Below are 25,034 nucleotides of genomic sequence, written 5' to 3'. Positions count from 1 at the left end.
GCGCCTTTCTCATCGGTGGTGGTGCCCCGCGGTCGGGGCGGCGTTCGGGGGCGGTCAGCTCGGCAGGAGCACCGCCAGATCGTCCGGGAGCGGGCGCCCGGCCGCGCGGCGCTCGTCCGCGAAGCGGCCGGCCATCGCGCGCAGCTCGGCGTCGCTGCGCTCCTCCAGCCCGGCGACCGCCGCGAGCGGGACGCCGAGGAAGACGAGCTTGAGCACCCCGTGCCGCCAGGCGTGCGCGTCGAGGTGGCGGCGGGCGAAGGAGCCCATCGCCGCGGCGACGAGCCGGGTGTCGTTGGCGCGCAGGGCGTCGGCGGTCAGCTCGAGGCCGGCGAGGCTCGTCGCCGGTCCCGGGTCGCCGAGGGCGTTCAGCCCGGCCAGCACTCCGCGGCGCTCGGCCCCGTCCCCGCCGCGGTAGAGGCGGAGGAGGAGAGCGGCCAGGTCGTCGTCGCCGAGCGCCTGCGCCGCGGCCTGCACCAGGGCGGCGCGGGCCGCGTCGTCGTGCGTGCCGTGGACGAGGCCGTGCGGGTCCTCGGCGGGCCGGAGCGGCTCGCGTCCGGCCTCGCGGCCCGCGGCGGGGAAGAAGCGCTCGATCCGCGTCGGGCGCTCGAGGACGGCGGCGCGGGCGGCCGCGGTCCACGGGTGCTCGGCGTGCGAGGAGGCGCCGCCGAGCGCCTCCTCCATCGCCGCGAGGCTCGCCACGGCCAGGCGGGGCGCGTCGTGCGAGTGCCGGGGCAGCTCGACGGCGGCGATCCCGCGGTAGCCGATCTCGGCGAGGGTCGCGAAGGCGGCCGCGAGGTCGAGCGATCCGGTGCCGAGCTCGAGGTGCTCGTGCCGCTCCGGGAGCATGTCGTCGACCTGCACGTTCAGGAGCAGGTCCCCAGCGCTGCGGAGGGCTCCGACCACGCCGTCCGGCTCCACCACGACGCAGTGGCCGAGGTCGACCGTCAGCCCGACCGACTCCGGGTCGCCGAGCTCGCGGCGCAGCAGCAGCGCGTCGGCCACCGTCTCCACCAGCATCCCCGGCTCGGGCTCGACGGCCAGCCGCACGCCGTGGCGCTCGGCCGTCGCGACGACGCCGCGCATCCGCTCGACGAGCAGCCGCCAGGCCGCGGCCGCATCCGCGCCCGCCGGCACGATCCCCGACCAGAGGGAGACGGCGTCGGCGTCCAGCAGCGCGGCGATCTCGATCGCGCGCTCGAGGAAGCGGACGCGGGGGCCGGCCTCTTCGTCGACCAGCGTGGGGCGGTGCTTCGCGAACGGGTCGAGCAGGTACCGCGCGCCCGTCTCGACGACCACGCGCAGGCCCAGCTCGTCGAGCCGCGTCCGGAGCGCCAGCATCCGCTCGCGCCAGTCGGCCGCGAAGGGATCGAGGTGCGGGTGCCCGAGGGTGAGCGCGACGGCGCGGTACCCCGCGGCGTGGATCACCGTGAGCGCGTCGTCGAGGGTGTGGTCGGCGAAGCCGTTGGTGCCGTAGCCGAGGACGGGTCCGGTGGCGCTCATGTGATGTCCGCCGTCCGCGGGCGGCGGAGCAGGAGGGAGCCGAGCGCGTCGAGCGCGAGCAGCGCCGCCCCCAGCTCGGGACGCTTCAGACCGGCGAGCGCGGCCTGCAGCGGGATCATCCCGGTGATGCCCGCGCGGGTCGCCGTCCGCGCGGCCGCGGCCGTCGGCGTCCGCACGGACTGCAGCTGCGCGGTGAGCACGAGCAGGAGCCAGCGGCCGAGGCCCGCGGCGACGACCGCGGCGGGGGCGGCCCGGCGCTCGGCCAGAGCACCGGCCGCGGTGGACAGCGCGATCGCCGCGGTGCCGGCCGAGACCGCTCCCGCCGCGACCGGAGTGGTGCCGTGCACCTCGCCGCGCGAGAGCACGGTGACGCCGAGCGTGTGCGCGGCCACAGCGGCGGAGGCGGGGGCCGCCGCGCGCACGCCGTCGACGCCCGCGCCGAGCAGCACGTCGAGACCGCGGCAGGCCGCCATCACGACCGGGCCCAGCGGAGTCGGCTTCGCGAGCAGGTCGTACGACCAGATCCCGGCCGCGAGCGGCAGCGAGAGCGCGAGCGAGCGCCGCCCGTCCACGACGGCCGCCACGACGATCCCCGCCGCGGTCAGCGCGGCCGCCGTGCCCAGTGCCGCCGAACGCCGGATGCGCCCCGAGGGGATCGGCCGCTCCGGCCGCTCCCGGGCGTCGAGCTCGGCGTCCGCGTAGTCGTTGAGCGCCATGCCCGCCGAGTAGAGCAGCGCCGAGGACAGCGGGAGCGCGACCGTGCGCGCTCCCACTCCGCGGCCCGCCCACGCTCCGCCCGCGACGGTGTCGCCGATCACGGTCAGCGCGGCCTTCACGCGGACGAGCTCGAGGTAGTCGCGCAGCTCAGCCATCGCTCCGCGTCCCGCTCGTCACCGGGGTGCGGCGCTCGGCGACGAGCGCGCCGGTGCGGGCGGACCAGGCCACCAGCTCCGCGGTCTGCTCGGCGAAGCCGTGCACGTCGCTGCCCCACGGGTCCTTGAAGAAGAAGCCGAGCTCGCCGACCGGGCCCGAGACGCCGGCCTCGTCCGCGAGCGCCAGCAGGCGGGCGAGGTCGAGGATCAGCGGCGCCGCGAGGGCCGAGTCGTACGCCGACCAGATCGTCTGCACCGTGATCCGCGAGCCGAGGAAGCCCTCGGCGTGCACGTGGTCCCAGGCGGTCTTGACGTCGCCGAGGTCCGGGACGTTGTCGATGTGGAGCGGAGTGACGACGTCGTCGCCGAGGAGGCTGCGGAGTCCGCGGTTCTTCGAGACGAGCTTCGAGCGCACCGCCTCCGGGTCGGCGAGGGTCTGCCCGTCGCCGCCGCCGAGGAGGTTCGCCCCCGCCCACGAGAGCACGCGCATCCCGCGCGCCGTGAACATCGGCGCGAGCACGCTGCGGAGCAGGGTCTCCCCCGTCTTGCCGTCCTGGCCGGCGATCGGGATCCCGGCCTCGGCGGCCCACTGCTCCAGAGCCGGCAGAGCCAGCGCGGTCGAGGGAGTGAAGCAGGCGTAGGCCGCGCCCGCGACGACGGCCGAGAGGGCGGCGATCGAGCTCGGCGGCAGGAGGCGCTCGCCCGGACGCGCCAGGGCGGCGCGCAGAGCAGTGAGGTCGTGGAACTCGGGACGGTCGGCCGGCAGCACCTCGGTCGAGGCGACGTCGATCACGACGACCCGGGCGAGGCCGTGGCGCTCGCGGAAGGCGACGATGTCGGCGGCCCGGCGGTCGATCTCCTCCTGCTGCGACGCGGCGTCGGCGGGGGCGAGGCGGATCTCGGCGTCGGTCGCGTCGATCCGGTCGGCCACCTCGGCGACGACCGAGGTCGGGAACATGCCGCCGGCCGCGAGGCCCGTGGCCTTCTCGAGCAGCGGGGTCGGCGAGACGTCGTGGCCGCCGATCACGATGTCGGCGAACCCGGCGAGCGGGACGTCCTCGAAGGCGGGGGTCGCGGTGGCGCACCCCGAGCTGGGCGCGGCTCCGGCGGCGATGGCGTGCAGGCCCACGGCGGCCGTGGTGGCGACGCTGCCCCGGGCCCCGATCAGCCAGAGGCCGATGCGCCCGCTCGATCGGGGGGCGCCTGTGGTGGTGGTGTCGGACGAGGTCATCGTTCTCTCCTGTCTGGAAGGGCTGGCTGAGCGGCGATCGTCGGGGCGCACCCGGGCGATCGGAGTGGGGAGGGGCCTCGGCCGGGCGCGCGTCGCGCCTCCGGCCGGCCGTGTTGCGCAGGACCCGCACGCAGGGCCCGCCGAGATTGCGCGACCGTGCGTCGACTGGTTTCCTCAGGTGTGCTGTCCCCCGAACCCGTCCTCCGGGCCGAGAGAAGGAGCTGAGCGTGGCCGAGCGCGCCGGTACCGCGACCGGCGACATGCTGAGGCTGTTCGCCGACGGTCGACCGCGCACCCGCGCCGAGCTGGTCGAGGAGACGGGCCTCGCGCGGACCGCGGTGATGACGCGCCTGGAGCAGTTCTTCGAGCTCGGACTGATCGCGCACCTCGACCGCGCTCCGTCGACCGGCGGCCGCCCGTCCGCGCGCCTCGTCTTCGATCCGGCCGTCCGCTCGCTCCTGGCCATCGACCTGGGCGCGGCGCACTCGACCATCGCGCTGACCGACTTCGACGGCCGCATCATCGCCGAGCGCCGCGAGGAGCTCGACATCGCGCAGGGCCCCGTGGCGGTGCTCGGGCACGCGCTCGACGTCAGCGACGGGATCCTCGCCGCGGCCGGCGTCGACCGCTCCGCCCTCGCGGGAATCGGGGTCGGCGTGCCCGGCCCGGTGGAGCACGCGAGCGGCCGCCCGGTGCGCCCGCCGATCATGCCCGGCTGGGACGGCTTCGACATCCCCGCCTTCGTGCGCCGGCGATACGACACCACGGTGCTCGTCGACAACGACGTGAACCTGCTGGCGCTCGGCGAGCGGGCCTCGCGGTTCCCGCACGCCCTCGATCTGATGTTCGTGAAGGTCGGCACCGGCATCGGCGCGGGCATCGTCTCGTCCGGGCTGCTCCAGCGCGGAGCCCTCGGCTCCGCCGGTGATCTCGGCCACGTCCAGGTGCCGCGCACGGCCCCGGCCGCGGCGGGCGGTCAGGAGGGGGACCTCGAGGCGGTCGCGGGCGGCTCCGCTCTGGCCGCCGGGCTCGCCCGGGCGGGCCGCGACGTGCAGTCGGTGCGCGAGCTGATCGACCTGCTGAAGGCGCGCGATCCCGAGGCCGTCGAGGCGGCGCGGATCGCGGGACTCCAGCTCGGCGAGGTGCTGGCCACCTGCGTGAGCCTGCTGAACCCCTCCGTCATCGTGCTGGGCGGCGCGGTCGCCCTCGCCAGCCCGGAGATCCTGACGGCCGTGCGCTCGGTGATCGACGAGCGCTCCCTCCCCCTCGCGACGCAGCGGCTCGACGTGGTGACCGCCGAGCTGGGCGGCAGCGGGGGCGTGCGCGGTGCCGCGCTGATGCTGCGCGGGCACCTGCTCAGCCCCGCCGTGGTGGACGGCTTCCTCGAGCAGCTGCGCGCCGAGGGGCGGGCGGTCCGCTAGAGCGGCGGCCGCGCGGCCGGAGGCGGCGGGCCGCGCCGGCGCGATCCCCCGCGGACCGCGTCGGCCGCACCCGGTCAGGAGCGGACCTCCGCGCGGTCGGCGTCCTCCGGCTGGGCGCCGAGAGCGGCGGCGACGGCGGCGTCGATGCGCGCCTGCTCCCCCGCGGCCCGGCGGCGGCGGCGGACGACGGTCAGCACGATGAGCCCGATGAGCAGGGCGAGGAGAAGCACGGCGCTCCACGGCACGGCCGCGGCCGAGGTCTCGGCGGTGGCGACCGGCACGTCGGGGACGACGACGGCGGAGTCGGCCTGCGCGGCCTGGTCGGCGGTGACGACGGTGCCCGAGAGCGCGGCGCGGGCGGTCGCGACGAAGAGCGGCCAGACTCCGGCGACGGTCACGGTGCGCGAGACCGAGGTGCCGGGCAGGAGCTCGGGCAGCGGCTCCGGGTCGGTCGCGGACACCGGCGCGAGGCCGAAGAGGCCGGCGACGCTGATCTCGGCGCCCGGCGCGATACGGGTGTTGCCCGCGTTGGTCACGGTGTAGTCGACGGTCGCGGAGCCGGGGGCGAAGGGGTTCCAGCCGCCCTGGTACGAGACGGCGAGGCCGTCGATCGACAGGCGCGGGGCGAGCTCGCCGCCGACGCGGAGGTACATCCGCGAGCCCAGGCGCCGGTCGACCGAGACTCCGGTCTCGCCCTGCACCAGGATCGAGGAGACGACGCCCGCGGCGTAGTCGCCCGGGGTCACGTCGTCGGGGACGACGACCTCGAACGGGACCTGCACGCTCTCGCCGGCGGGCACGGTGACCTCGGGCTCGGGGAACGCGATCCAGCTGCCCAGCTGCGTCGAGGGCTCCGCGGCGGGGAGCAGGTCGAGCTGGCCGGCCTCAGTGATGAAGCCGTCGGAGCCGTAGACGCGGAACGTCTGCTCCTCGTCGTCGTAGTTGGAGACGATCAGGGCGTCGCTGAGGCGTCCGCCGGGATCGAGGGCGTACGCGTAGTTCGGCCGCTCGCTGCCCTGCTCGGTGTCGGCGGGGCGCACCCCCCAGGTGACCGGCGTGGAGGCGGGGTCCGCCTCCTGGGCACCCGCCTGAGCCGAGAGGCCGCCGGCTGCGAGGAGCGTCATCAGCAGCAGGGCGGCGGTGGTGCGGGAGGTGCGTGGCATGAGCGACATCGATCAGGCTTCCGTTGCAAGGGGGGATGCCTCCCCGCGGGACGCCGCTCCGGTGCGCGGCACGCCGAGCGGGGCGGACCGGAGTGGCGTCTCGCGGGGAGACGGGGGGAGGGTGGGGCGGCCCGGAGGCCGCCCCACCGGTGCTAGCCGAGCGCGGTGAGCGTCAGCGTCGCGGTGTAGGTGCCGGTTCCGACCGAGAGCGGGAGCTTCAGGTCGAGGTCGGCGCCCAGGACCGAGGATCCGGTCGGGTGCTGCGCCGCGGCGGAGCCGAGGACGCGGGGCGTGGCGAGGCCGTTGCCCGAGTCGAACCCGGAGGGGACGGCTGCGCCGGCGACGGCACCGCCCGTGTTCTCCAGGACCTCGGGGGTCCAGCCGAGGTGCTTGCCCGAGAACGTCTTCTCGCCGGAGCGGAAGTCGCTCAGCTGGCCGGTGACCGACCAGGCCGGGCCGTTGAGGCGGGTGTCGGTCACGCGGACCGGCACGAGCTCACCGGAGGCGGCGAAGTGGTCGCCCTGCTCCTCGGCGACGCCGAGGTTCACCAGGTTGCTGGTGCCCTCGAGCGTCCAGGTCAGCTCGCCCTTGTTGGCCTCGGGGACGATGACGGCCACGGCCTGGTCGCCGGCCGCCGCAGCGCCCGCCGCCGTTCCCGTGAAGGTGCCGTCGACTCCGGCGGCGGTGTTGCCCGCGCCGAAGTTGACCGCCGGCGCGTTGTCGGCGAGCGCGATGCGCCCGCCGACCGTCGAGCCCGCGAGCTGGACGTTGCCGGAGTTGCCCGAGAGCGTGAGGTTCCCGCCCACCGTGTTGCCGAGGGCCGAGGCCGAGCCGTCCTCGTTCGCGCCCAGGAGGACGCCGCGCGAGGAGCCGGTGACGGCGAGCGAGCCGCCGACGATGGCGCCCTGCACGTTCACGCCGAAGTCGCTGCCGGCGAAGGTGGCGTCGCCGCCGACGCTGGTGCGGTCGACGTCGACGTAGTTCGCCGCGTCGGTGCTGACCGAGCCGTCGACCGAGAGGTCGCTGAACTCGACGTCGATCCCGCCGGCCTCGACCATGCCGCCGACCGTGAGGTCGCGTAGGTAGAGGAAGCCGTTGCGGCTGCCGTCCGAGAACGACACGACGTCTCCGCCGACGCTGGTGCCGTCGATCGAGATGCCGTACGCGTCGGTGCCGATCACGTCGCCGCCGATGGTCGCCGAGGTGGCGTCCAGCCAGGCGTCGTCGCCGACGATGACGTTGCCGGTGACGGTCACGTTGCCGAGCACGCAGGTCTGGCCCGCGCCGACGTTGAGGTCTCCGGTGATCGTCTGGTTCCCGAGCTCGGTGGTGCAGTCCGTCGTCGCCGCGAAGGCGGACGGTGCGGCGACCATCGCGAGGGAGGCGGCCGCGAGGACCGCCGTGGGCGTCTTCCACTTCATGGGGGTTCTCCTCGGTGCGCTCGTGCGCGTCGTACTGGTGGTGGTGCTGTCGGTGCGGCGCGCGCGGCGCGGGGTGCGCTCAGCCACGGAGCGCAGCGATCGCGGAGTAGCTGCGGGAAGCGGCCTCGAGGGAGTTCCCCGTGCTCGGCGGCGTCGCCAGCGTGGGAGCGGTGTCCTGCTCCCAGACGCCGAAGCGCTGGCCGCGGTCGCGCAGCTCCGAGAGGAACGCCTGGTAGGGCAGGTTGCCCGCGCCGAACTCGACGATGTCGTAGCCGTTGGTGTTGGCGTTGTTCGTCTTGCCGTCCTTGAGGTGCAGGATCGGGTAGCGGCGCGGGTTGCGCTTGATGTAGTCGAGCGGCTCGAAGCCCGGGTAGAGCTTCTTGCCGACGTACGCCCAGTAGACGTCCATCTCGAGGTACACGTGACGCGGGTCGGTGTTGTCGTAGAAGAGGTCGTACAGGCGGGTCTTGGGGTCGTCCGTGGCGAACCCGAACTCACCGGCGTGGTTGTGCTGGTAGAGCTTCATGCCCGCGGCCGAGACCTGCTGGCCCCACTTGTTCCACTCCTCCGCCGCGGCGAGGTAGCCCGCCTTGGTGTTGACGTTGGTGGGCGCGTTGCCGGTGCCGAGGTGCGGCGTGCCGAGGATCTGCGCGATCTCGATCTGCTTGCCCAGCTCCGAGCGGAGGAGGTTGGTGCCGACGTGCGAGCCGACGGCGCGGAGGCCGTTGTCGTCGAGCAGCTGGCGGATCTGCTGCGGGGTGATCGCTCCGACGTTGCCCTGGGTGTACCCGGCGAACTCGATCTCGCTGTAGCCGATGCGGCCGAGCTCCTCGAAGACGGCCCGGAAGCCGAGCGACGAGACCTTGTCGCGGACGCTGAAGAGCTGGATGCCGATGCGGTTGATCGGGACCAGGCGCGTGGATCCGGACGAGGGCGCGGGGGCGGCCGTGGCGGGCGCCGCGAGAGCTCCCGCTCCGACGCCGACCGCGACGGTCGATGCGGCCAGGGCCGTCATCAGCGAGCGCCGGCTCATCGGCTTGGCCGTGATGGATGCGTGGTGGTGGTGCATCATTTCTCCTTCGAAATGGCAGATGGTGCAGGGGGTGGGGGGCCGGCCGGCCCGGTCGAGCCGGCCGGCCCCTGCGCGGGGGCTACTGCTGGACGGTGAGGTTCAGCAGCGCCGACGCGGCGTTGGTGTCCGCCGTGGCGGTGTGGGTGACGGTCAGCTTGTAGCTGCCCGCCGCGAGCTTCGGGAGCGTCACCACGACGTGCCCGTTCTCGTCGAGGGTCCCGGTGAGCATCGCGACGGTGGAGAGGTTCCTCTTCACCATCACGCTCACCTGACCGGTGCCGGCGACACCCGTCGAGGACTTCGCGTCGACCGTGACCTGCGCGCTGGCGCCCGGCTTTACCGGGTTGGGCGAGACGGTCGCGGTGAGCTCCGAGGCGGCCTTCGAGACGATCAGGCGGGCGGTGCCCTCCGAGGCCTTGAAGGTGGCGTCCGAGCCGTACGCCGCACGGAGGGTGTGGGTGCCGGCGCCGAGGGTCTTCGGCAGGGCGAAGGTCGCCTTGCCGTCCTTCAGCGTCGCGCGGCCCAGCTCGGTGGCGCCCTCGTACAGGACGACCTCTCCGCCGGGGTTCCCACCCTGACCGGTGACCGTGACGGTCGCCTCGCCCGGTGCCCCGAAGGTCACGCGGGGAGCCGAGAGCGCCACGGTGGTGGTCGACGCGGCGGTCGGGGCGTTCGCCGCGGCCAGGTCGATCGTGAACTTCACCGTGCCGACCGCCGAGACGTTGCCGCCGGTGTCGGTGGCGCGGTACTGGATCGTCCGGGCGCCGTTCGTGGTGAACGGGACCGTGTACGCGCCGTTGACGGCGCGGACCGTGGTCCACGTCGTGCCGTTGTCGGCGGAGTACTGGACGGTGGAGAGCGCTCCGTTGTCCGTGGCGGTGAGGCCGAGGGTCACGGGCTTGTTGTAGACGCCGCCGACGCCCGCAGGCGCTGCCGGGTCGAGGGTCGCCGCGACGGTCGGAGCCGTCTTGTCACCGGCGCCGACACCCTGGAAGGTGAGGGAGTCGAGCGACAGGCCGCTGGGCGAGGTCACGTAGAGCGAGCCGGTGCCGCGGGGGACGTTGGTGCCGAAGGGGACGAGGACGTCCTTCCAGCCGGCTCCCGCGGGGATGGTCGCTGTTCCGAAGGGCGCTGCGTCGGCAGCGTTCCAGCGGAGGTCGACGGTGCCCTCACCGGTGGCGCGGACCACGACGCCGGTCAGGTTGGCGAAGTTCACCGGGTCCCAGCGCAGGAAGGATCCCGCACCGAGTCCGCTGACGGCGTTGCCGCCGCTGGCGGTGGTGTCCGCGTAGGGCAGGACGCCCTCACGGGCGGCGTGCTCCGCCTCCTGCGTCTTCGGGTTCAGCCGCAGCGTCGCCTCGGCCGCAGCCGGGGGCAGGCCGTTGAAGCCGCCGTCCGTGTAGGTCACGACGACGGTGCCGTACAGCAGCGCGCCGGGGCCGTGCTCGGGCGAGTCCTTGGACGTCGGGAACGCTCCCTTGGCACCGGTGCCGGTGACCTCGGGGTGGGCATGCTCGTCGTGGCCGAGGCCGTAGGTCCAGCCCACGCGGCTGCTGACGATCTGGTCGCCGTCCTCAGCGTCCTTGCCGGTCACCTGGTAGGGGATCGCGTCGCCCCAGCTGAAGAACGAGCCGTTGCCGGGCGTCTGGATCTGGATCTGCGGCGCCTGGTTGCCGACCGAGATGACCCGCGAGGTCAGGCTGAACTTGCCCTTGGCGTCGGTGACGCGCAGACGGGCCGTGAACTGTCCGAGCTCGGTGTAGGTCTTCTTGACGGTCACTCCGGTGGCGTCGAAGGTGCCGTCGCCGTCGAAGTCCCAGTCGTAGGTGAGCGCGTCGCCCTCGGGGTCGGTCGATCCCTTGGCGTCGAACGTGACCTCGAGCGGGGTCTGCGAGGCGGACAGGGGGGTCGCGGTGAAGCGGGCCTGCGGCGCCTTGTTGCCCTCGGCGTAGTCGATCCGGTACAGGCCCGCGTCGGGGTTGGCGCGGAAGAATCCGTCGCCGTACTCGATCACGTACATCGACCCGTCGGGGCCGAACTCCATGTCCATCGGGTTGTCGTGGATCGGCTGCGCGGCCTGGCTGAGCGCCGCGTTGGGGAGGAAGTCCTCGATGTGCGTGACCGCGCGGTCCTCATCGAGCGTGAACGCCGCGATGTAGTCCTGCGAGAACTCGCCGAAGAAGGTCTTCTTGTCCCAGTACTCCGGGAACTTCGACGTCGAGGTGTTGTCCGCGTCGAAGTGGTACACCGGTCCGCCCATGGGGCCCTGGCCGGTGCTGGTCCCGAAGTTGACGAGCTCGTCGAACGGCTGGTCGCCGGGGTTGTCGCCGTAGTAGACGGTCGCCGCCTTGGCGTCCGGGATGTCGACCAGGCCGGTGTTCCAGCGCGAGTTGTTCTTCAGGTTCTCCGGGTCGAAGAAGCCGCGGGGCGTCGACGTCTCGAAGTTCCACTCGTTGTACGGCGCGTTGGGTCCGTGGACGTAGGGCCAGCCGGAGTTGTGCGGCTCGTCCAGTCCGGTCGCGTTCCACTCGACGAGGCCCATCGGGCCGCGGACGCCGTCGGCCGCAGCGGCCTTCGTGGCGTCGGGGCCGTAGTCGCCCCAGGAGAGGGTGTTCGTCTCGGCGTCGACGTCGATCTTGAACGGGTTGCGGACGCCCATCACGAAGATCTCGGGGCGGGTCTTCTCGGTTCCCACCGGGAAGAGGTTGCCGTCGGGGATCGTGTACGAGCCGTCCTCCTGCACGGTGATCCGGAGGATCTTGCCGCGGAGGTCGTTCGTGTTGCCGGCGCCGCGACGCGAGTCGAAGCCCGGGTTCATGCGGGGCGCGTCGTTGTTCGGCGCGAAGCCCGCGGCACCCGGAGCGCTCGCCGGCGTGTTGTCGCCGGTGGAGAGGTACAGGTTGCCGTCGGCGTCCCAGTCGAAGTCGGCACCCACGTGGCAGCACTGCCCGCGCTGGGTCTCGATGTCGATGATCTTCTGCTCGCTCGCGAGGTCGAGGCCCGAGCCGGTCCACTTGAACCGGGAGAGGCGGTTGATGCCCTTCCACTGGTCCCAGTAGCTGTCGGTCGCGCCCTCGGGCAGCATGTTCGGGGCCGCGCCGGTCGGGGTGTTCCCGGGGGGCGCGTAGACGAGGTAGACCCACTTGTTCTCGGCGAAGTCGGGGTCGATGCCGACGGACTGCAGTCCGTCCTCCGAGTTCTGGTACACGGGGATCGTGTTGACGACACGGGTGGTGCCGGTCTTGGGGTCGGTGTGGCGGATCTCGCCGTTCCGAGCGGTGTGGAGGACCGACTTGTCCGGGAGGACGGCCAGGTCGAGGGGCTCGCCGACGTTCTTCGTCAGCAGGACCTTCTCGTAGTTGCTCCAGTCGAGAGCGGATGCTCCGCCCTCGGAACCGTGGTCCACTCCGTCGTGGGCCGAGGCGGGCAGGCCGAGGGCGGTGAGTCCGGAGACCGTCACCATCCCGGCGATGCCGAGTGCGAGAAGACGCCTGATGCTTCTTCTCGAGGATCGCTTACCATTCATGCGTGATGTGATTCCTTCAATGAGGTGTTCATCGCAGAGGCCGGGTCCGTCGCTGTCCGCACGACTGAGCGGATCCGGTCTCCTCCTGTCCGGCCCTGGGGCCGGTGTCTTGCACTCCTCCTCCTCTCGCGGATGCCGGTGGCGCTGCGCTGCGGGTCGTCAGTGATCCCGGGGCGGCGCCGAGGTGGGGGTCGGCGCGGGATGGTTCCCGCGCCGACCCGGGCTGGTGGGGCCGATCAGGACTCGAAGGCCGAGGGCAGGTACTCGGAGACGTTGTCCTTGGTGACGACCGGCGCGAAGAGCTGGATCTGGCGCGGGACGCCGAGCGAGCTGGTGTCGGCCATCGACTTGTTCTGCTCGACGAGGCGGGCGAGCTTGATGCCGTCCGCGGCCTGGGTCGAGGGGTAGACGACCGTGGCCTTGACGACGGAGTCGTCGGCCTCGATCGCGCGCATCACGTTGGCCGAGCCGGCGCCGCCGACGAAGAGGAACTCGTCGCGTCCGGCGGTGTCGATCGCCGCGAGGACGCCGACGCCCTGGTCGTCGTCGTGGTTCCAGATGGCGTCGATCTTCGGCGCGGCCTGGAGGAGGTTGGCCGCGGCCTGCTCTCCGCCCTGGACGGTGAAGTCGGCGGCGACGCGGTTGTCCACGTCGAGTCCGCAGCCCTCGAGCGCGTCCGAGAAGCCCTGGCTGCGCTCCTGGGTCAGCGGGAGGGAGTCGATGCCGGCGATCTCGGCGACGACGGCGTCGGGGTTGTCGCCGAGCTCCTCGCAGATGTAGGTGCCGGCGCTGACGCCCATGCCGTAGTTGTCGCCGAGGATGGTCGACCGGGCGGCGAAGGGGCTGGAGAACTCGCGGTCCACGTTGATGACGGTGATGCCCGCCTCCATCGCCTGGGTGGCGACCTGCGTGAGCGCCGCTCCGTCGATCGGCAGGAGCACGATCGCGTCGACGCCGTCGTTGATGAAGGTCTCGACCTGGCTGATCTGGAGGTTGACGTCGTTGGTGCCCTCCGCGGTACGGAGCTCCACGTCGTCGTACTTCTCGGCCTCGGCGATGGCGGCGCGGCTGACCGCGCCCATCCAGCCGTGGTCGGCGGCGGGAGCGGTGAAGCCGATGACGACGTTGTCGCCGGAGGCGTCGTTGTCCGAGGCGGCCACGGCGGCGGCGGTCCCGCCGGAGGCGGCGTTGCCGGTCTCGACCGGGGCGTTCGAGATGCAGCCGGTGAGCATCAGCGCGACGGCGCCGAAGGCGACGCCGGCCGAGCCGAGTCGGGCGGTGCGGGAGAGGCGGCTGCGGGTGAAGGGGCGTGCGGGCATGGAAGTGATCTCCTTCGATCGATCCGAGGGGTCCGAGGGCACACGTGTCCTGCGGAGAGGTGACCTGAGTGGTCGGGTGGGTTGCTGTGTGTGGAGGAGCGGGGCCGGAGCCCCGGGGTCAGGACTTCCTGCCGCGGGCGGCGAACCGCTGCTGCAGCAGGACGGCGGCGACGATGATCGCGCCCTTCGCGACGGCCTGAGTCGAGGTCGACATGTTGTTCTGCGTGAACACGTTGGTCAGGGTCGTGAAGATGAGGACGCCGAACACGGTGCCGACGATGGTGCCGCGGCCGCCGGCCAGCAGCGTGCCTCCGACGACGACCGCCGCGATGGCGTCGAGCTCGTAGAGGAGGCCGTTGGTCGAGCTGCCGGCGGTGGTGCGGGCGAGCATCATGACGGCGGCGATGCCGGCGGTGAGCCCGGCGAGGCCGTAGACGTACATGGTGTGGCGGCGGACCTTGATGCCGGCGAGGCGGGCCGCCTCGGGGTTGCCGCCGACCGCGATGGTGCGGCGGCCGAAGGTGGTGCGGTTGAGCAGGATCCAGCCGGCGACGGCGACGACCACGAAGATCAGCACGAGCACCGGGATGCCGAGCACGTCGGCGCGGAAGAAGTCGAGGAACGGCGTGACCGTGACGACCTGCGTCTGGCGGTTCGAGATCAGCTCGGCGAAGCCGCGGGCGGCGACGAGCATCGCCAGGGTCGCCATGAAGGCGACGACCCGGCCGTAGGCGATCAGCGCGCCGTTGATCAGGCCGCAGACGAGGCCGACGACGACCGCGGTGAGCACGATCACCAGCCAGGAGGAGTTGGCCGCGTAGTACTGGGTCGAGACCGTGCTCGCCCAGACCGTCGCGAGCCCCATCACGGAGCCGACCGAGAGGTCGATGCCGCCGGAGGTGATGACGAAGGTCATGCCGATGCTCAGCACGCCGATGACGGCGGCGAGGCGGAGGATCGTGAGCACGTTGTCGACGCTGGCGAAGCGCTCCCCCGCGGTGGCGAATCCGACGATGCAGAGGATCACCAGCGCGAGCAGCAGCCCGACGTTGCGGCCGAGGGAGCCCTGCATGAGGCGGGCCATCCCGGAGCGGGAGTCCTTCGAGGGCACGCCCCCGGAGGAGCCTCCCGTCGCGGCCGACGCGTGACGGGCGGCGTCCTCCTGCGGACCGCCGATCGACGGCGACGCGGTGTCGAGCTGTCCGCTCACGCTGCACTTCCTTCCATGACGAGATCGAGCACGCGGTGCTCGTCGATCGAATCGGCCGGGCCCTCGTGGACCACGGCGCCGTCGGAGATCACGAGCACTCGGTCGGAGAGTCCGAGGACCTCGCCGATCTCGCTGGAGACCACGAGCACGGCGGCGCCGTTGGTCGCGAGGTCCCTGATCAGGGTGTAGATCTCGGCCCGTGCGCCGACGTCGACCCCGCGGGTCGGCTCGTCGAGCAGCAGGACGCGGCAGCCGCGCACGAGCCAGCGGGCGAGGAGCGCCTTCTGCTGGTTGCCTCCGGAGAGGGTGCGGGCGTCGCGGTCGACCCCGGAGGGCCGCAGGTCGAGGGAGACCGCCTGCTCGGCCGCCGCCGCGCGCTCGGAGCGCTCGTCGAGGAAGCCGCGCTTGGCGAAGCGGTCGAAGGTCGAGAGGGTGATGTTGCGGTAGACCGGCTCGTCCAGGAGCAGGCCCTGGCTCTTGCGCTCCTCCGGGCAGAGGCCGATGCCGGCGTCGACCGCCGAGGTGACGGATCCGGCGCGCAGGCGCTTGCCCGCCACGCTGACCGTCCCGGTGCTGGCGCGGCGCGCCCCGTAGATGGTCTCGAGGATCTCGGAGCGGCCGGAGCCGACCAGCCCCGCGAGGCCGACGACCTCGCCGGCGCGGATCTCGAGGGAGACGTCCGAGAAGGAGCCCTGCAGGCCCAGCTTCTCGACCTTCAGCAGCGTCTCGGCCTCGACGTCGAGCTCCTGGCGGTCCGGGAAGACGTACTCGACGGCGCGGCCGGTCATCAGGGTGATGAGCTTCGAGGTGGGGGTGTCGGCGACCGCGAGGTTCTGCGCGACGGTGGCGCCGTCCTTGATCACGGTGATCCGGTCGCCGATGGCGCGGATCTCGTCGAGGCGGTGCGAGATGTAGACGATCGCGACGCCGGAGGCGGTGAGCTGGCGCACCACGTGGAAGAGGTTCTCCACCTCCTCGGAGTCGAGCACCGCGGAGGGCTCGTCCATGATGATGACCCGCGCGTCGTGCGAGAGGGCGCGGGCCATCTGCACGATCTGCTTGCCGGCGGCGGAGAGCGTGCCGACCTCGCGGTTCGGCGAGATCTCGGAGTGGCCGAGGCGCTCCATCAGCTCGCGGGTGATCCTCGTGGCCTTCGCCCGGGCGGTGAAGCCACCGCGGGAGAGCTCGTGGCCGAGGAAGATGTTCTCGGCGACGGAGAGGCCGTCGACGACGTCGAGCTCCTGGTACATCGTCGCGATGCCCAGGGCGAGGGCCGCCGTCGGGGACGGGATCGTGACGACGTTCCCGTCGACGAGGATCTCGCCCTCGGTGGGCTGGTGGGCCCCGGCGAGGGTCTTGATGAGGGTGGACTTGCCGGCGCCGTTCTGGCCGAGGAGGCAGTGCACCTCACCGGGTCGGACATCGAGGTCGACGCCGTCGAGAGCACGGGCGCCGGGGAAGACCTTCACGATGCCGCGCATCTGCAGAAGCAGCTGCTGAGACTCGTCGGAGGTGCGGGGAAGAGGCTGTGCAGCAGTGCTGCGGGGGTCTGCGGTGACCATGCGGATGAAGCTACTTCCACTTACGTCGCGGGTCAAGCAAAAGTTCTGAACCGATTCGAAGGCGGTTCGGGTGATCGCCCAGTCGCCCCGAGGGCTTCCTGCTACCGCGTCAGGGCTGGGATCCGCGGGATTACGCGACATCTGACGGCGGCGGTTGAGACATTCCGTCCGGGATAGAGCGCTCTCCGAACCCTATGAACGCGCTAATGTCGGTGCAGCCCGGGCGCGTCGCCCCGGGGGCGGCCTCGCCGAGCGCGGTAGCGCCCGCGCCCCGACCCGTGGCAGGGTCGTACGGCCGACGAAAGGACGACGATGTCGAACGACCGAGCCCTGCGCGTCGCGATGGTGGGGACCGCCTTCATGGGCCGCACCCACTCGCACGCCTGGCGCACCGCCTCCCGCTTCTTCCCCCTCCCCCTCCGCCCCGAGCTCGCCGTGCTCGTGGGGAGCAACCCCGACTCGACCGCCGAGCGCGCCGAGCGGCTGGGCTGGAGCGAGGCCTCCACCGACTGGCGGGCCGTCATCGCCCGCGACGACATCGACCTCGTCGACATCTGCACCCCGGGCGACACCCACGCCGAGATCGCCATCGCGGCCCTCGAGGCCGGCAAGCACGTGCTGTGCGAGAAGCCCCTCGCCAACTCCGTCGAGGAGGCGGAGCGGATGGTCGCCGCGGCCGCCGCTTCCGGGAAGGTGGCGATGTGCGGCTTCAGCTACCGCCGCACCCCGGCCCTCGCCCTCGCGAAGCGCTTCATCGAGGAGGGCCGCCTCGGCGACATCCGGCACGTGCGCGCCCAGTACCTGCAGGACTGGCTGTCCGACTCCGAGGCGCCGCTGACCTGGCGCCTGCAGAAGGAGCGCGCCGGCTCGGGCGCCCTCGGCGACATCGGCGCGCACAGCATCGACACCGCCCAGTGGCTGACCGGCCGCGGCATCACTTCGGTCTCGGCGACGCTGCGCACCTTCACCACCGAGCGCCCCGTGCTCAGCGAGCAGGTCGGCCTCGGCGGCCGTGCCGGTGCCGACGCCCCGCGCGGCGCCGTGACCGTCGACGACGCCGCGGCCTTCACCGCCTCCTTCGAGGGCGGCGCCCTGGGCGTCTTCGAGGCGACCCGCGTCGCGACCGGCCGCCGCAACGCCAACCGGATCGAGGTGAACGGCGAGCTCGGCTCGATCGCGTTCGACTTCGAGCGGATGAACGAGCTCGAGTACTACGACGCCCGCGACCCCGAGGAGGCGCAGGGCTTCCGGCGCATCCAGGTCACCGAGCCGGCGCACCCGTACATGTCCGCCTGGTGGCCGACCGGGCACGGCATCGGCTACGAGCACCTCTTCACGCACCAGGTCGTCGACCTCGTCGAGGCGATCGCCGGCGGCACGGCGGTCACGCCCACCTTCGCCGACGCCCTCGACGTGCAGCGAGTCCTCGACGCGGTGGCCACCAGCGCCGGCGCGTCGTCCGTCTCCACGCCGGTCGCCCGCTGACCCGCCCGTCCCCTCCCCGCGAGATGCCGCCCCGGTACGCCTCCCCTGTGTGTCGCGTACCCGAGCGGCCTCTCGCGGAGGGGGACGGAGGGCTGGTGCGGGACGCGTTCGGCGCCGTGCGCCGATCCTGCGCCATAATGCGCCTATGAGCAAGAAGATTGACGCCGCGCATCGCGCGCTGGTAGACGCCCTCGACAAGCACGCCCGACTCGTCTCGGACAAGGAGTCGAAGCCGCGGAAGGTCGAACGGGCCGGAGCCGAGCTCCGCGCCGCGACGAAGGCGTACGCCGCGCTCGTGTCCGCGCGCACCGGCGCCGCGAGCCCCTTCGCCGACCTGGCCGACCCCCGCCTGGACAAGCCGACCATCGCGTCGCTCCGGGCCGAGCGCGACGCGATCGCGAAGCGGATCGCCAAGCACGAGGCGTCGGCGGGCGAGGACGGCGCGCTCGCGAGCTGAGCGGCCGCCACGGCGCGCTCAGGCGGTGAGCGCGCGCCTCCGCTGCCTCCGAGTCGCCGTGTTACGCGCGGGTTCCGCGCGGGTCCGAACGCCTTCGTAAGGTGATCCCCGGGATCCGCGCAGTCGCGGCGCCGAGCGACCGGAGGCCGGTCGCAGCGCCGGCGGTGACCAGCACCGCTCGGTCGGCGCCGAGTGCCCGGATCCTCTCCACGGAAGGATCCCCACAGCCATGACCCTGCGCACCCGACTCCTCGCGACCTCCGCGATCGCCGCCTCCGCCGCCCTCCTCCTCGCCGGCTGCTCCGGCGCGGGCGGCGGCGACGACACCGTCCGCATCGGCGTGGTCGGCGCGAGCGACCCCTACTGGGCCACCTACGAGAAGGCCGCCGCCGACGCCGGGATCGACGTCGAGATCGTCGACTTCAGCGACTACAACCAGCCCAACCCCGCCCTCACCGAGGGCGAGATCGACCTCAACCAGTTCCAGCACATCGCCTACCTGGCGCAGTACAACACCTCGGCCGACGCCGACCTCGTGCCGATCGGCGCGACCGCGATCTACCCGCTCGGCCTCTACTCCTCGCAGTACGACGACGTCGCGGACATCCCCGCCGGCTCCACCGTCGCGATCCCCAACGACGAGACGAATCAGGCGCGCGCGCTGCTGGTGCTGCAGTCGGCCGGGCTCGTCGAGCTGAAGGACGGCGGCGGAGTGCTCTCGAACGTCGACGACGTCGAGTCCTCCTCGAAGGTGGAGGTCACCGCGCTCGAGGCCTCCCTCACCCCGACGTCGCTCCCGGACGTGGCCGCCGCGATCATCAACAACGACTTCATCGAGAACGCGGGCCTCAAGGCCTCGGACGCGATCGCCCAGGACGACCCGAGCGACCCCGCCTCCCTGCTCTACACGAACATCTTCGCCGCCCGAGCCGACGACGCCGAGAACGAGACCTACACGAAGCTCGTCTCGATCTACCAGGACAGCCAGGACGTGCTCGACGGCGTCTCGGAGCAGTCCGGCGGCACCGCGGTCTTCCTGAAGACCCCGGCCTCCGAGCTGGAGACCTCGCTCGAGTCCGCCGAGACCGACATCTCCGCCGCCTCCTGACTCCGGCACCTGCGGCACCGCGCCGGTCGGGTCCTCCGCTCGCGGAGCTCCCCACCGGCGCGGTCCCGCGCCTCCCCCGCAACAGAAAGGGCGCCCCGTGCCGCTCATCCGCATGACTGACGTGCGCAAGGTGTACCCCGGCGCAGGGCGCGGCGCCGCCCCGACCGCGGCCGTCGACGGCGTGAGCCTCGAGATCGAGGCGGGCGACGTCTACGGCGTGATCGGCTACTCCGGCGCCGGCAAGAGCACGCTCGCGCGCCTCGTCAACGCCCTCGAGCCCGCGACCAGCGGCAGCATCGAGATCGACGGCCGCGAGACCGTGGGCCTGCCCGAGCGCGAGCTGCGCCGGCTGCGCCTGGGGATCGGGATGATCTTCCAGCAGTTCAACCTGTTCGGCTCGAAGACCGTGGGGCAGAACGTCGCCTACCCGCTGCAGGTCGCGGGCGTCCCGCGCACGGAGCAGCGCGCCCGCGTCGACGAGATGCTCCGCTTCGTCGGTCTGAGCGACAAGGCGCGCAGCCACCCGGAGCAGCTCTCGGGCGGGCAGAAGCAGCGCGTCGGCATCGCCCGCGCCCTCGCCGCCTCCCCGCGCATCCTGCTGGCCGACGAGGCCACCAGCGCGCTCGACCCGGACACCACCGGCGAGGTGCTCGCCCTCCTCCGCCGCATCAATGAGGAGCTGGGCGTCACCATCGTCGTGATCACCCACGAGATGGACGTGGTCCAGCAGCTCGCGACGAAGGTCGCGGTGATGGAGTCGGGCCGCATCGTGGAGCGCGGGCCCGTCTTCGACGTGTTCTCGGCCCCGCGCGAGCCGGTCACCCGCCGCTTCGTCTCCACGGTCGTCCGCTCGGTGCCCTCGCCCGCGGAGGCGGCCGTGCTGCGTACGCGCCACCGCGGCCGGCTGGTCACGCTCTCGTTCTCGGACGACTCCGCCTCCCAGGGCGACGTCTTCGCCGAGGTCGCGGCGGCCGGCGTGCCGCTCGAGCTCGTCTACGGCGGCATCACCGACGTCCGCGGACGGGCCTTCGGCCACCTCACGGTCGCCCTCGACGCGCCGGACGGCGTCGTCGACCCCCTCCTCGCCCGCCTCGGCGGACGCGTCGCCCTCACGGAGGTGCCCCGATGAACGAGCTGATCCCGCTCCTGCCCAAGCTCGTCCAGGCGACCGGCGAGACGCTCTACATCGTCGCGCTGAGCCTCCTCTTCGGCGGGCTCGGCGGACTGCTGATCGGACTGGGCCTCGCGCTCACCCGCGGCGGCGCCCTCTACGCGAACCGGGTGGTCCACGGACTGCTCAACGTGATCGTGAACGTGTTCCGGCCGATCCCGTTCATCATCTTCATCGCCGCGGCCCAGCCGCTGGCCCGGCTGGTGGTCGGCTCCGGCATCGGCACGGACGCGATCGTCTTCACCCTCTCGCTCGGCGCCGCCTTCGGCATCGGGCGGATCGTGGAGCAGAACCTGCTGACCGTGCAGCCCGGCGTGATCGAGGCGGCGCGGTCGGTCGGAGCGAGCCGGTTCCGGATCGTCCGCACGGTGCTGCTGCCGGAGGCGCTCGGTCCGCTGATCCTCGGCTACACGTTCGTGTTCGTCGCCGTGATCGACATGTCGGCGGTCGCCGGATACATCGGCGCCGGCGGGCTCGGCAACTTCGCGATCCAGTACGGCTACCGGCAGTTCGAGCCGGTCGTCACCTGGGCCGCGGTGCTCGTGATCATCGTGATCGTGCAGCTGGTGCAGCTGCTCGGCAACGTGCTGGCCCGGCGCGTCCTGCGCCGCTGAGGCCGCCCCCCGCACCAACGCGAGACGCCACTCCGGTTCGCGACACGCAAGGGTCGCTGTACCGGAGTGGCGTCTCGTGGAAGCCCGTCCGCAGAGGCGGGAGCCGTCAGTAGCGCGGCTTGCGCTCCGGGCGGTCGCTCGAGCGGCTCGGGCCGCTGGGGCGTGCGCCGCGGTCGGCGCCGGCGCGGCTCGGACGGCGGTCCGGCTTCAGCTCGATCAGCTGCCCGCTGATGCGGGTGTCGGCGAGGCGGTCGAGCACGTCCTGGGGCAGGTCGGCCGGCAGCTCCACGATCGAGAAGTCCGGGCGGATGTCGATGTGCCCGAAGTCGCCGCGGTTGAGGCCGCCCTCGTTCGCGAGCGCGCCCACGATCTGGCGGGGCTCGACGCGCTGGCGGCGGCCGACCTCGATCCGGTACGAGGCGAGGTTGCTGTTCGCCGGGCGCTGACGGCGCTCGGGACGCTCGCCCCGGTCGCCGCCGCGGTCGAAGCGGTCGCCGCGCTCGGGACGGTCGCCGCGGTCGGGCCGGGAGTCGCGGTCCTCGCGCTCGCGACGGGCGAAGCGGGGGTCGTCGGGCGAGAGCAGCAGCGGCTCCTCGCCCTGTGCGACGATGGCCAGCGCGGCGGCGACGTCCGACTCGACCACGTCGTGGTGCTCGACGTAGTGGCCGATGATGTCGCGGAAGCGCTGCAGGCGCTCGGTGTCGGCGAGCGCCGCGGTGATCGCGTCGTCGAAGCGCGAGAGGCGGGTGACGTTGACGTCCTCGACGCTCGGCATCCGCATCTCGGTCAGCGGCTGGCGGGTGGCCTTCTCGATGGCGGCGAGGAGGCGGCGCTCGCGCGGCGTGACGAAGCTGATCGCCGCTCCGCTGCGCCCCGCGCGACCGGTGCGGCCGATGCGGTGGACGTACGACTCGGTGTCGATCGGGATGTCGTAGTTGACGACGTGGCTGATGCGCTCGACGTCGAGGCCGCGGGCGGCGACGTCGGTCGCGACGAGGATGTCGAGCTTGCCCGACTTCAGCTGCTCGACGGTGCGCTCGCGCTGGGCCTGGGCCACGTCTCCGCTGATCGCCGCCGCGGTGTAGCCGCGGGCGCGCAGCTTCTCGGCCAGCGTCTCCGTCTCGCTCTTCGTGCGGACGAACACGATCATGCCCTCGAAGTTCTCGACCTCGAGGATGCGGGTGAGGGCGTCGACCTTCTGCGGGTACGACACCATCAGGTAGCGCTGGGTGGTGTTGACGGAGGTCGTGGTCTTGTTCTTGACCGTGATCTCCTCCGGCTCCTTCAGGTACTTGCCGGAGATGCGGCGGATCTGCGCGGGCATCGTCGCCGAGAACAGCGCGATCTGCTTCTCGACGGGGGTGTCGGCGAGGATCGTCTCGACGTCCTCCGCGAAGCCCATCTTGAGCATCTCGTCGGCCTCGTCGAGAACCAGGAACTTCAGCTGCGAGAGGTCGAGGGTGCCCTTCTCGAGGTGGTCCATGATGCGGCCGGGCGTGCCGACGACGACGTGGACGCCGCGGCGGAGCGCGGAGAGCTGGGTGCCGTATCCCTGGCCGCCGTAGACGGGGAGGACGTGGACGCCGCGGAGGCCGGACGCGTAGCGCTCGAACGCCTCGCAGACCTGCAGCGCGAGCTCGCGGGTCGGGGCCAGCACGAGGGCCTGCGGCGTCTTCTGCGAGACGTCGAGGCGCGAGAGGATCGGCAGCGCGAACGCCGCGGTCTTGCCGGTGCCGGTCTGGGCGACGCCGAGGACGTCGCGGCCGGAGAGGAGGGACGGGATCGTCGCGGCCTGGATGGCCGAAGGCGTCTCGTAGCCGACCTCCTTGAGGGCCTTGAGGACCGGTTCGGAGAGACCGAGGTCGGAGAAGGTGAGCGTGGGGGCGCTCTCGGAAGCGGTGTCGGCTTCGGGGGCGGAATCGGGGGTATCGGTGGACGCCATGGTGCAACGGTAGTGCTCCGGCGGCACCGCCGTCCGAGGGAACCCCGAACGCTCGGGCGATCCCGACCCTCCGAAGGCGCCTCGAGCGCCCGTCACGGGGTGAAGTCGAGCAGCACCTTGCTCGAGCGCGAGGCGTCGCGGGCGAGCTCGAAGGCCTCGAGCGCGCGCTCCAGCGGCACCACCTGCGTGACCACCGGCGCCACCGCGAGGCTCCCGTCGGTGAGCGCCGCCAGCACCTCGTCGATCTCGTCGACGAAGCGGAAGGAGCCGATCAGGCGCAGCTCCCGGGTGATCGCGAGCGAGATCAGGGCCGGCTGCTCGCCCGAGGGGAGGAGTCCCACCATCACGACGGTGCCGCCGCGGGCGGCGCCCCGGACGGCCGAGGCGAGGCCGCGCGGGCTGCCCGAGGACTCGAAGACGACGTCGGCCGCGACCTCGGCGATCGCGTCGGCGTCGGTCGCGCGGATCGTCCGGGTCGCGCCGACCGCGCGGGCGATCGCGAGCGGCTCCTCGGCCAGGTCGACCGCGACGATCTCGGCCGCCCCCGCCCGCTTCAGCACGGCGACGATCAGCGCCCCGATCGGGCCGCTGCCGATCACCAGCGCGCGCCGTCCCGACACCTCCCCCGCGCGGGACACCGCGTGCCAGGCGACGCTCGCCGGCTCCGCGAGCGCCGCCTCCCGGAGCCCGAGACCGGCGGGCAGCTCGCGGAGCATGCGCGCCGGCAGCACCACGTGGCGGGCGAACGCGCCCTGGGTGTGGGGCATCCGCGCGGCGCTGCCCAGATAGGTGCCCTCGGTCGCGAGGTTGGGGCGCCCGTCGGGCCACTCGCCGCGCGCGGTCGCGGGGTGCACGGCGACGGCCGCGCCGACCGGGGGTCCTGAGCTGTCCGCCGCTGCCTCGACGACCGTGCCGACCACCTCGTGGCCGAGCGTCAGCGGCTCGCGGAGGATCGACTCGCCCGCGGCGCCGTGCGTCCAGTAGTGCAGATCGGAGCCGCAGATCCCGCCGTACGCGACGGCGACGAGGGCCTCGCCGGGGCCGCGCGGCGCGAGCGGCGCCTCCTCGACGCGGAGGTCGCCGGCGGCGTGGACGACGACGCGGGTGGTGGAGGCGGGGACGAGCGCGGTCATACGGGTTCCGTTCGGTGGGTCGAGGGGTGACTCAGACGACGACGGTCATGCCGCCGTCGATGAAGACGACCTGCCCGTTGACGTAGTCCGAGCCATCGGAGGCGAGCCAGACGGCGGGGCCGATCAGGTCCTCGACGCGGCCCCAGCGCGCGGCGGGCGTGCGCCCGAGGATCCAGCTGTTGAACGCCACGTCGTCGACGAGGCCCTGCGTCATCTCGGTGTGGATGTACCCCGGAGCGATCGCATTGACCTGGATGCCGTGCTGCGCCCACTCCGCCGTCATCGCGCGGGTGAGGTTGCGGATCCCGCCCTTCGAGGCGGTGTAGGGCGCGATCGTCGGCCGCGCGAGATCGGCCTGCACCGAGGCGACGTTGACGATCTTCCCGGCGCCGCGCGGGATCATCCGCTTCGCCGCCGCCCGGCCGACCACGAAGGCGCTGGTGAGGTTCGTGCGCAGCACCCGCTCCCAGTCGGCGACCTCGAGCTCGAGCAGGGGCACGCGGTGCTGGACGCCGGCGTTGTTGACCAGGATGCGCAGCGGGCCCACCGCCTCCTCGATCCAGGCGACGCCCGCCTCGGCGGCCGCGTCGTCGGTGACGTCGAAGGCGCGGGCGTGGATCCGCGGGCGGTCGTCGGTGCCGGGGAACCGCTCCGCGAGCTCGGCGCGGGCGGCCTCGAGGCGCTCGGGGTCGAGGCCGTTCAGGACGACGGTGGCGCCCGCCTCGGCGAGGCCGGTGGCGACGGCGCGGCCGATGCCGCGGCTGGATCCGGTGACGAGCGCCACGCGGTCGGTCAGGTCGAAGAGCACGGTTCCTCCAGAGGGTCGG

At 72.9% G+C, this 25,034-nt stretch carries 19 protein-coding genes; 6 read left to right on the top strand and 13 right to left on the bottom strand.

Annotated elements, in window-relative coordinates:
- Positions 1–54 precede the first annotated feature (54 nt).
- From C5C63_RS17430 to C5C63_RS12275, 3 genes are read right to left on the bottom strand one after another with little or no spacing between them, the layout of a single operon-like run.
- Positions 55–1,500: an EboA domain-containing protein gene (locus tag C5C63_RS17430; RefSeq protein WP_104326139.1), complete on the bottom strand. Its 1,446-nt coding sequence runs from the start codon at positions 1,498–1,500 to the stop codon at positions 55–57.
- Positions 1,497–2,372 carry an SCO3242 family prenyltransferase gene (locus tag C5C63_RS12280; protein ID WP_219815295.1) on the bottom strand — a complete coding sequence of 292 codons (876 nt, stop codon included), beginning with the start codon at positions 2,370–2,372 and terminating at the stop codon, positions 1,497–1,499. The genes C5C63_RS17430 and C5C63_RS12280 overlap by 4 nt, the downstream gene beginning before the upstream one ends.
- Positions 2,365–3,603 (bottom strand): inositol-3-phosphate synthase, encoded by a 1,239-nt coding sequence (locus tag C5C63_RS12275; protein WP_104326138.1) that lies wholly within the window; start codon positions 3,601–3,603, stop codon positions 2,365–2,367. The genes C5C63_RS12280 and C5C63_RS12275 overlap by 8 nt, the downstream gene beginning before the upstream one ends.
- Positions 3,604–3,830: 227 nt before the next feature.
- On the opposite strand from C5C63_RS12275, the gene C5C63_RS12270 reads away from it, so the two are divergent.
- Positions 3,831–5,024, top strand: coding sequence for an ROK family protein (locus C5C63_RS12270; RefSeq protein ID WP_258065454.1), 1,194 nt, complete (start codon positions 3,831–3,833; stop codon positions 5,022–5,024).
- Between the two features lie 74 nt (positions 5,025–5,098).
- Here C5C63_RS12270 and C5C63_RS12265 read toward each other — a convergent pair whose 3' ends face one another.
- The 7 genes from C5C63_RS12265 to C5C63_RS12235 form a co-directional block, all read right to left on the bottom strand.
- On the bottom strand, positions 5,099–6,187 hold the full coding sequence (locus tag C5C63_RS12265) for a hypothetical protein (protein ID WP_146078976.1): 1,089 nt from the start codon (positions 6,185–6,187) through the stop codon (positions 5,099–5,101).
- A 152-nt stretch (positions 6,188–6,339) separates the two neighbouring features.
- On the bottom strand, positions 6,340–7,608 hold the full coding sequence (locus C5C63_RS12260; RefSeq protein WP_104226600.1) for a hypothetical protein: 1,269 nt from the start codon (positions 7,606–7,608) through the stop codon (positions 6,340–6,342).
- Positions 7,609–7,687: 79 nt separating this feature from the next.
- A complete protein-coding gene (locus tag C5C63_RS12255) occupies positions 7,688–8,677 on the bottom strand; it encodes a sugar phosphate isomerase/epimerase (RefSeq protein WP_219813837.1) in 990 nt (329 codons plus the stop codon).
- 82 nt (positions 8,678–8,759) lie between these two features.
- Positions 8,760–12,206: a PQQ-dependent sugar dehydrogenase gene (locus C5C63_RS12250; protein ID WP_146078811.1), complete on the bottom strand. Its 3,447-nt coding sequence runs from the start codon at positions 12,204–12,206 to the stop codon at positions 8,760–8,762.
- A 236-nt stretch (positions 12,207–12,442) separates the two neighbouring features.
- Positions 12,443–13,525, bottom strand: a complete 1,083-nt coding sequence (locus tag C5C63_RS12245) for a substrate-binding domain-containing protein (RefSeq protein WP_104222461.1) — start codon at positions 13,523–13,525, stop codon at positions 12,443–12,445.
- Positions 13,526–13,643: 118 nt separating this feature from the next.
- Positions 13,644–14,609, bottom strand: a complete 966-nt coding sequence (locus tag C5C63_RS12240) for an ABC transporter permease (RefSeq protein WP_104326151.1) — start codon at positions 14,607–14,609, stop codon at positions 13,644–13,646.
- Positions 14,610–14,731: 122 nt separating this feature from the next.
- Positions 14,732–16,216, bottom strand: coding sequence for a sugar ABC transporter ATP-binding protein (locus tag C5C63_RS12235; RefSeq protein ID WP_208543410.1), 1,485 nt, complete (start codon positions 16,214–16,216; stop codon positions 14,732–14,734).
- A 393-nt stretch (positions 16,217–16,609) separates the two neighbouring features.
- Here C5C63_RS12235 and C5C63_RS12230 point away from each other — a divergent pair, with 393 nt between their 5' ends.
- The 5 genes from C5C63_RS12230 to C5C63_RS12210 all read left to right on the top strand — a co-directional run bounded on the left by C5C63_RS12230 (position 16,610) and on the right by C5C63_RS12210 (position 21,132).
- The gene (locus tag C5C63_RS12230; RefSeq protein WP_104233530.1) at positions 16,610–17,782 is read left to right on the top strand and encodes a Gfo/Idh/MocA family protein; all 1,173 of its coding nucleotides are present in this window, start codon (positions 16,610–16,612) and stop codon (positions 17,780–17,782) included.
- A gap of 145 nt (positions 17,783–17,927) precedes the next feature.
- A complete protein-coding gene (locus C5C63_RS12225) occupies positions 17,928–18,239 on the top strand; it encodes a hypothetical protein (protein WP_104233529.1) in 312 nt (103 codons plus the stop codon).
- A 229-nt stretch (positions 18,240–18,468) separates the two neighbouring features.
- A complete protein-coding gene (locus C5C63_RS12220) occupies positions 18,469–19,347 on the top strand; it encodes a MetQ/NlpA family ABC transporter substrate-binding protein (protein ID WP_104237943.1) in 879 nt (292 codons plus the stop codon).
- Between the two features lie 112 nt (positions 19,348–19,459).
- The gene (locus C5C63_RS12215) at positions 19,460–20,476 is read left to right on the top strand and encodes a methionine ABC transporter ATP-binding protein (RefSeq protein ID WP_104226635.1); all 1,017 of its coding nucleotides are present in this window, start codon (positions 19,460–19,462) and stop codon (positions 20,474–20,476) included.
- Positions 20,473–21,132: a methionine ABC transporter permease gene (locus C5C63_RS12210; RefSeq protein ID WP_104233527.1), complete on the top strand. Its 660-nt coding sequence runs from the start codon at positions 20,473–20,475 to the stop codon at positions 21,130–21,132. Before C5C63_RS12215 ends, C5C63_RS12210 begins: the two co-directional genes overlap by 4 nt.
- Before the next feature lie 106 nt (positions 21,133–21,238).
- Here C5C63_RS12210 and C5C63_RS12205 read toward each other — a convergent pair whose 3' ends face one another.
- From C5C63_RS12205 to C5C63_RS12195, 3 genes are all read right to left on the bottom strand, one after another.
- A complete protein-coding gene (locus C5C63_RS12205; RefSeq protein WP_104326137.1) occupies positions 21,239–23,074 on the bottom strand; it encodes a DEAD/DEAH box helicase in 1,836 nt (611 codons plus the stop codon).
- Positions 23,075–23,166: 92 nt separating this feature from the next.
- Positions 23,167–24,207 carry an L-idonate 5-dehydrogenase gene (locus C5C63_RS12200; protein WP_104326136.1) on the bottom strand — a complete coding sequence of 347 codons (1,041 nt, stop codon included), beginning with the start codon at positions 24,205–24,207 and terminating at the stop codon, positions 23,167–23,169.
- A gap of 31 nt (positions 24,208–24,238) precedes the next feature.
- Complete coding sequence (locus C5C63_RS12195) at positions 24,239–25,015, bottom strand: SDR family oxidoreductase (protein WP_104257860.1); 777 nt, start codon at positions 25,013–25,015, stop codon at positions 24,239–24,241.
- Positions 25,016–25,034: the final 19 nt, after the last annotated feature.

Source organism: Rathayibacter sp. AY1B8 (assembly GCF_002932775.1).
Taxonomy (GTDB): Bacteria; Actinomycetota; Actinomycetes; order Actinomycetales; family Microbacteriaceae; genus Rathayibacter.
The sequence above is the reverse complement of the archived record's forward strand: the minus strand, read 5'-3'. Positions and strand labels throughout refer to the sequence as shown.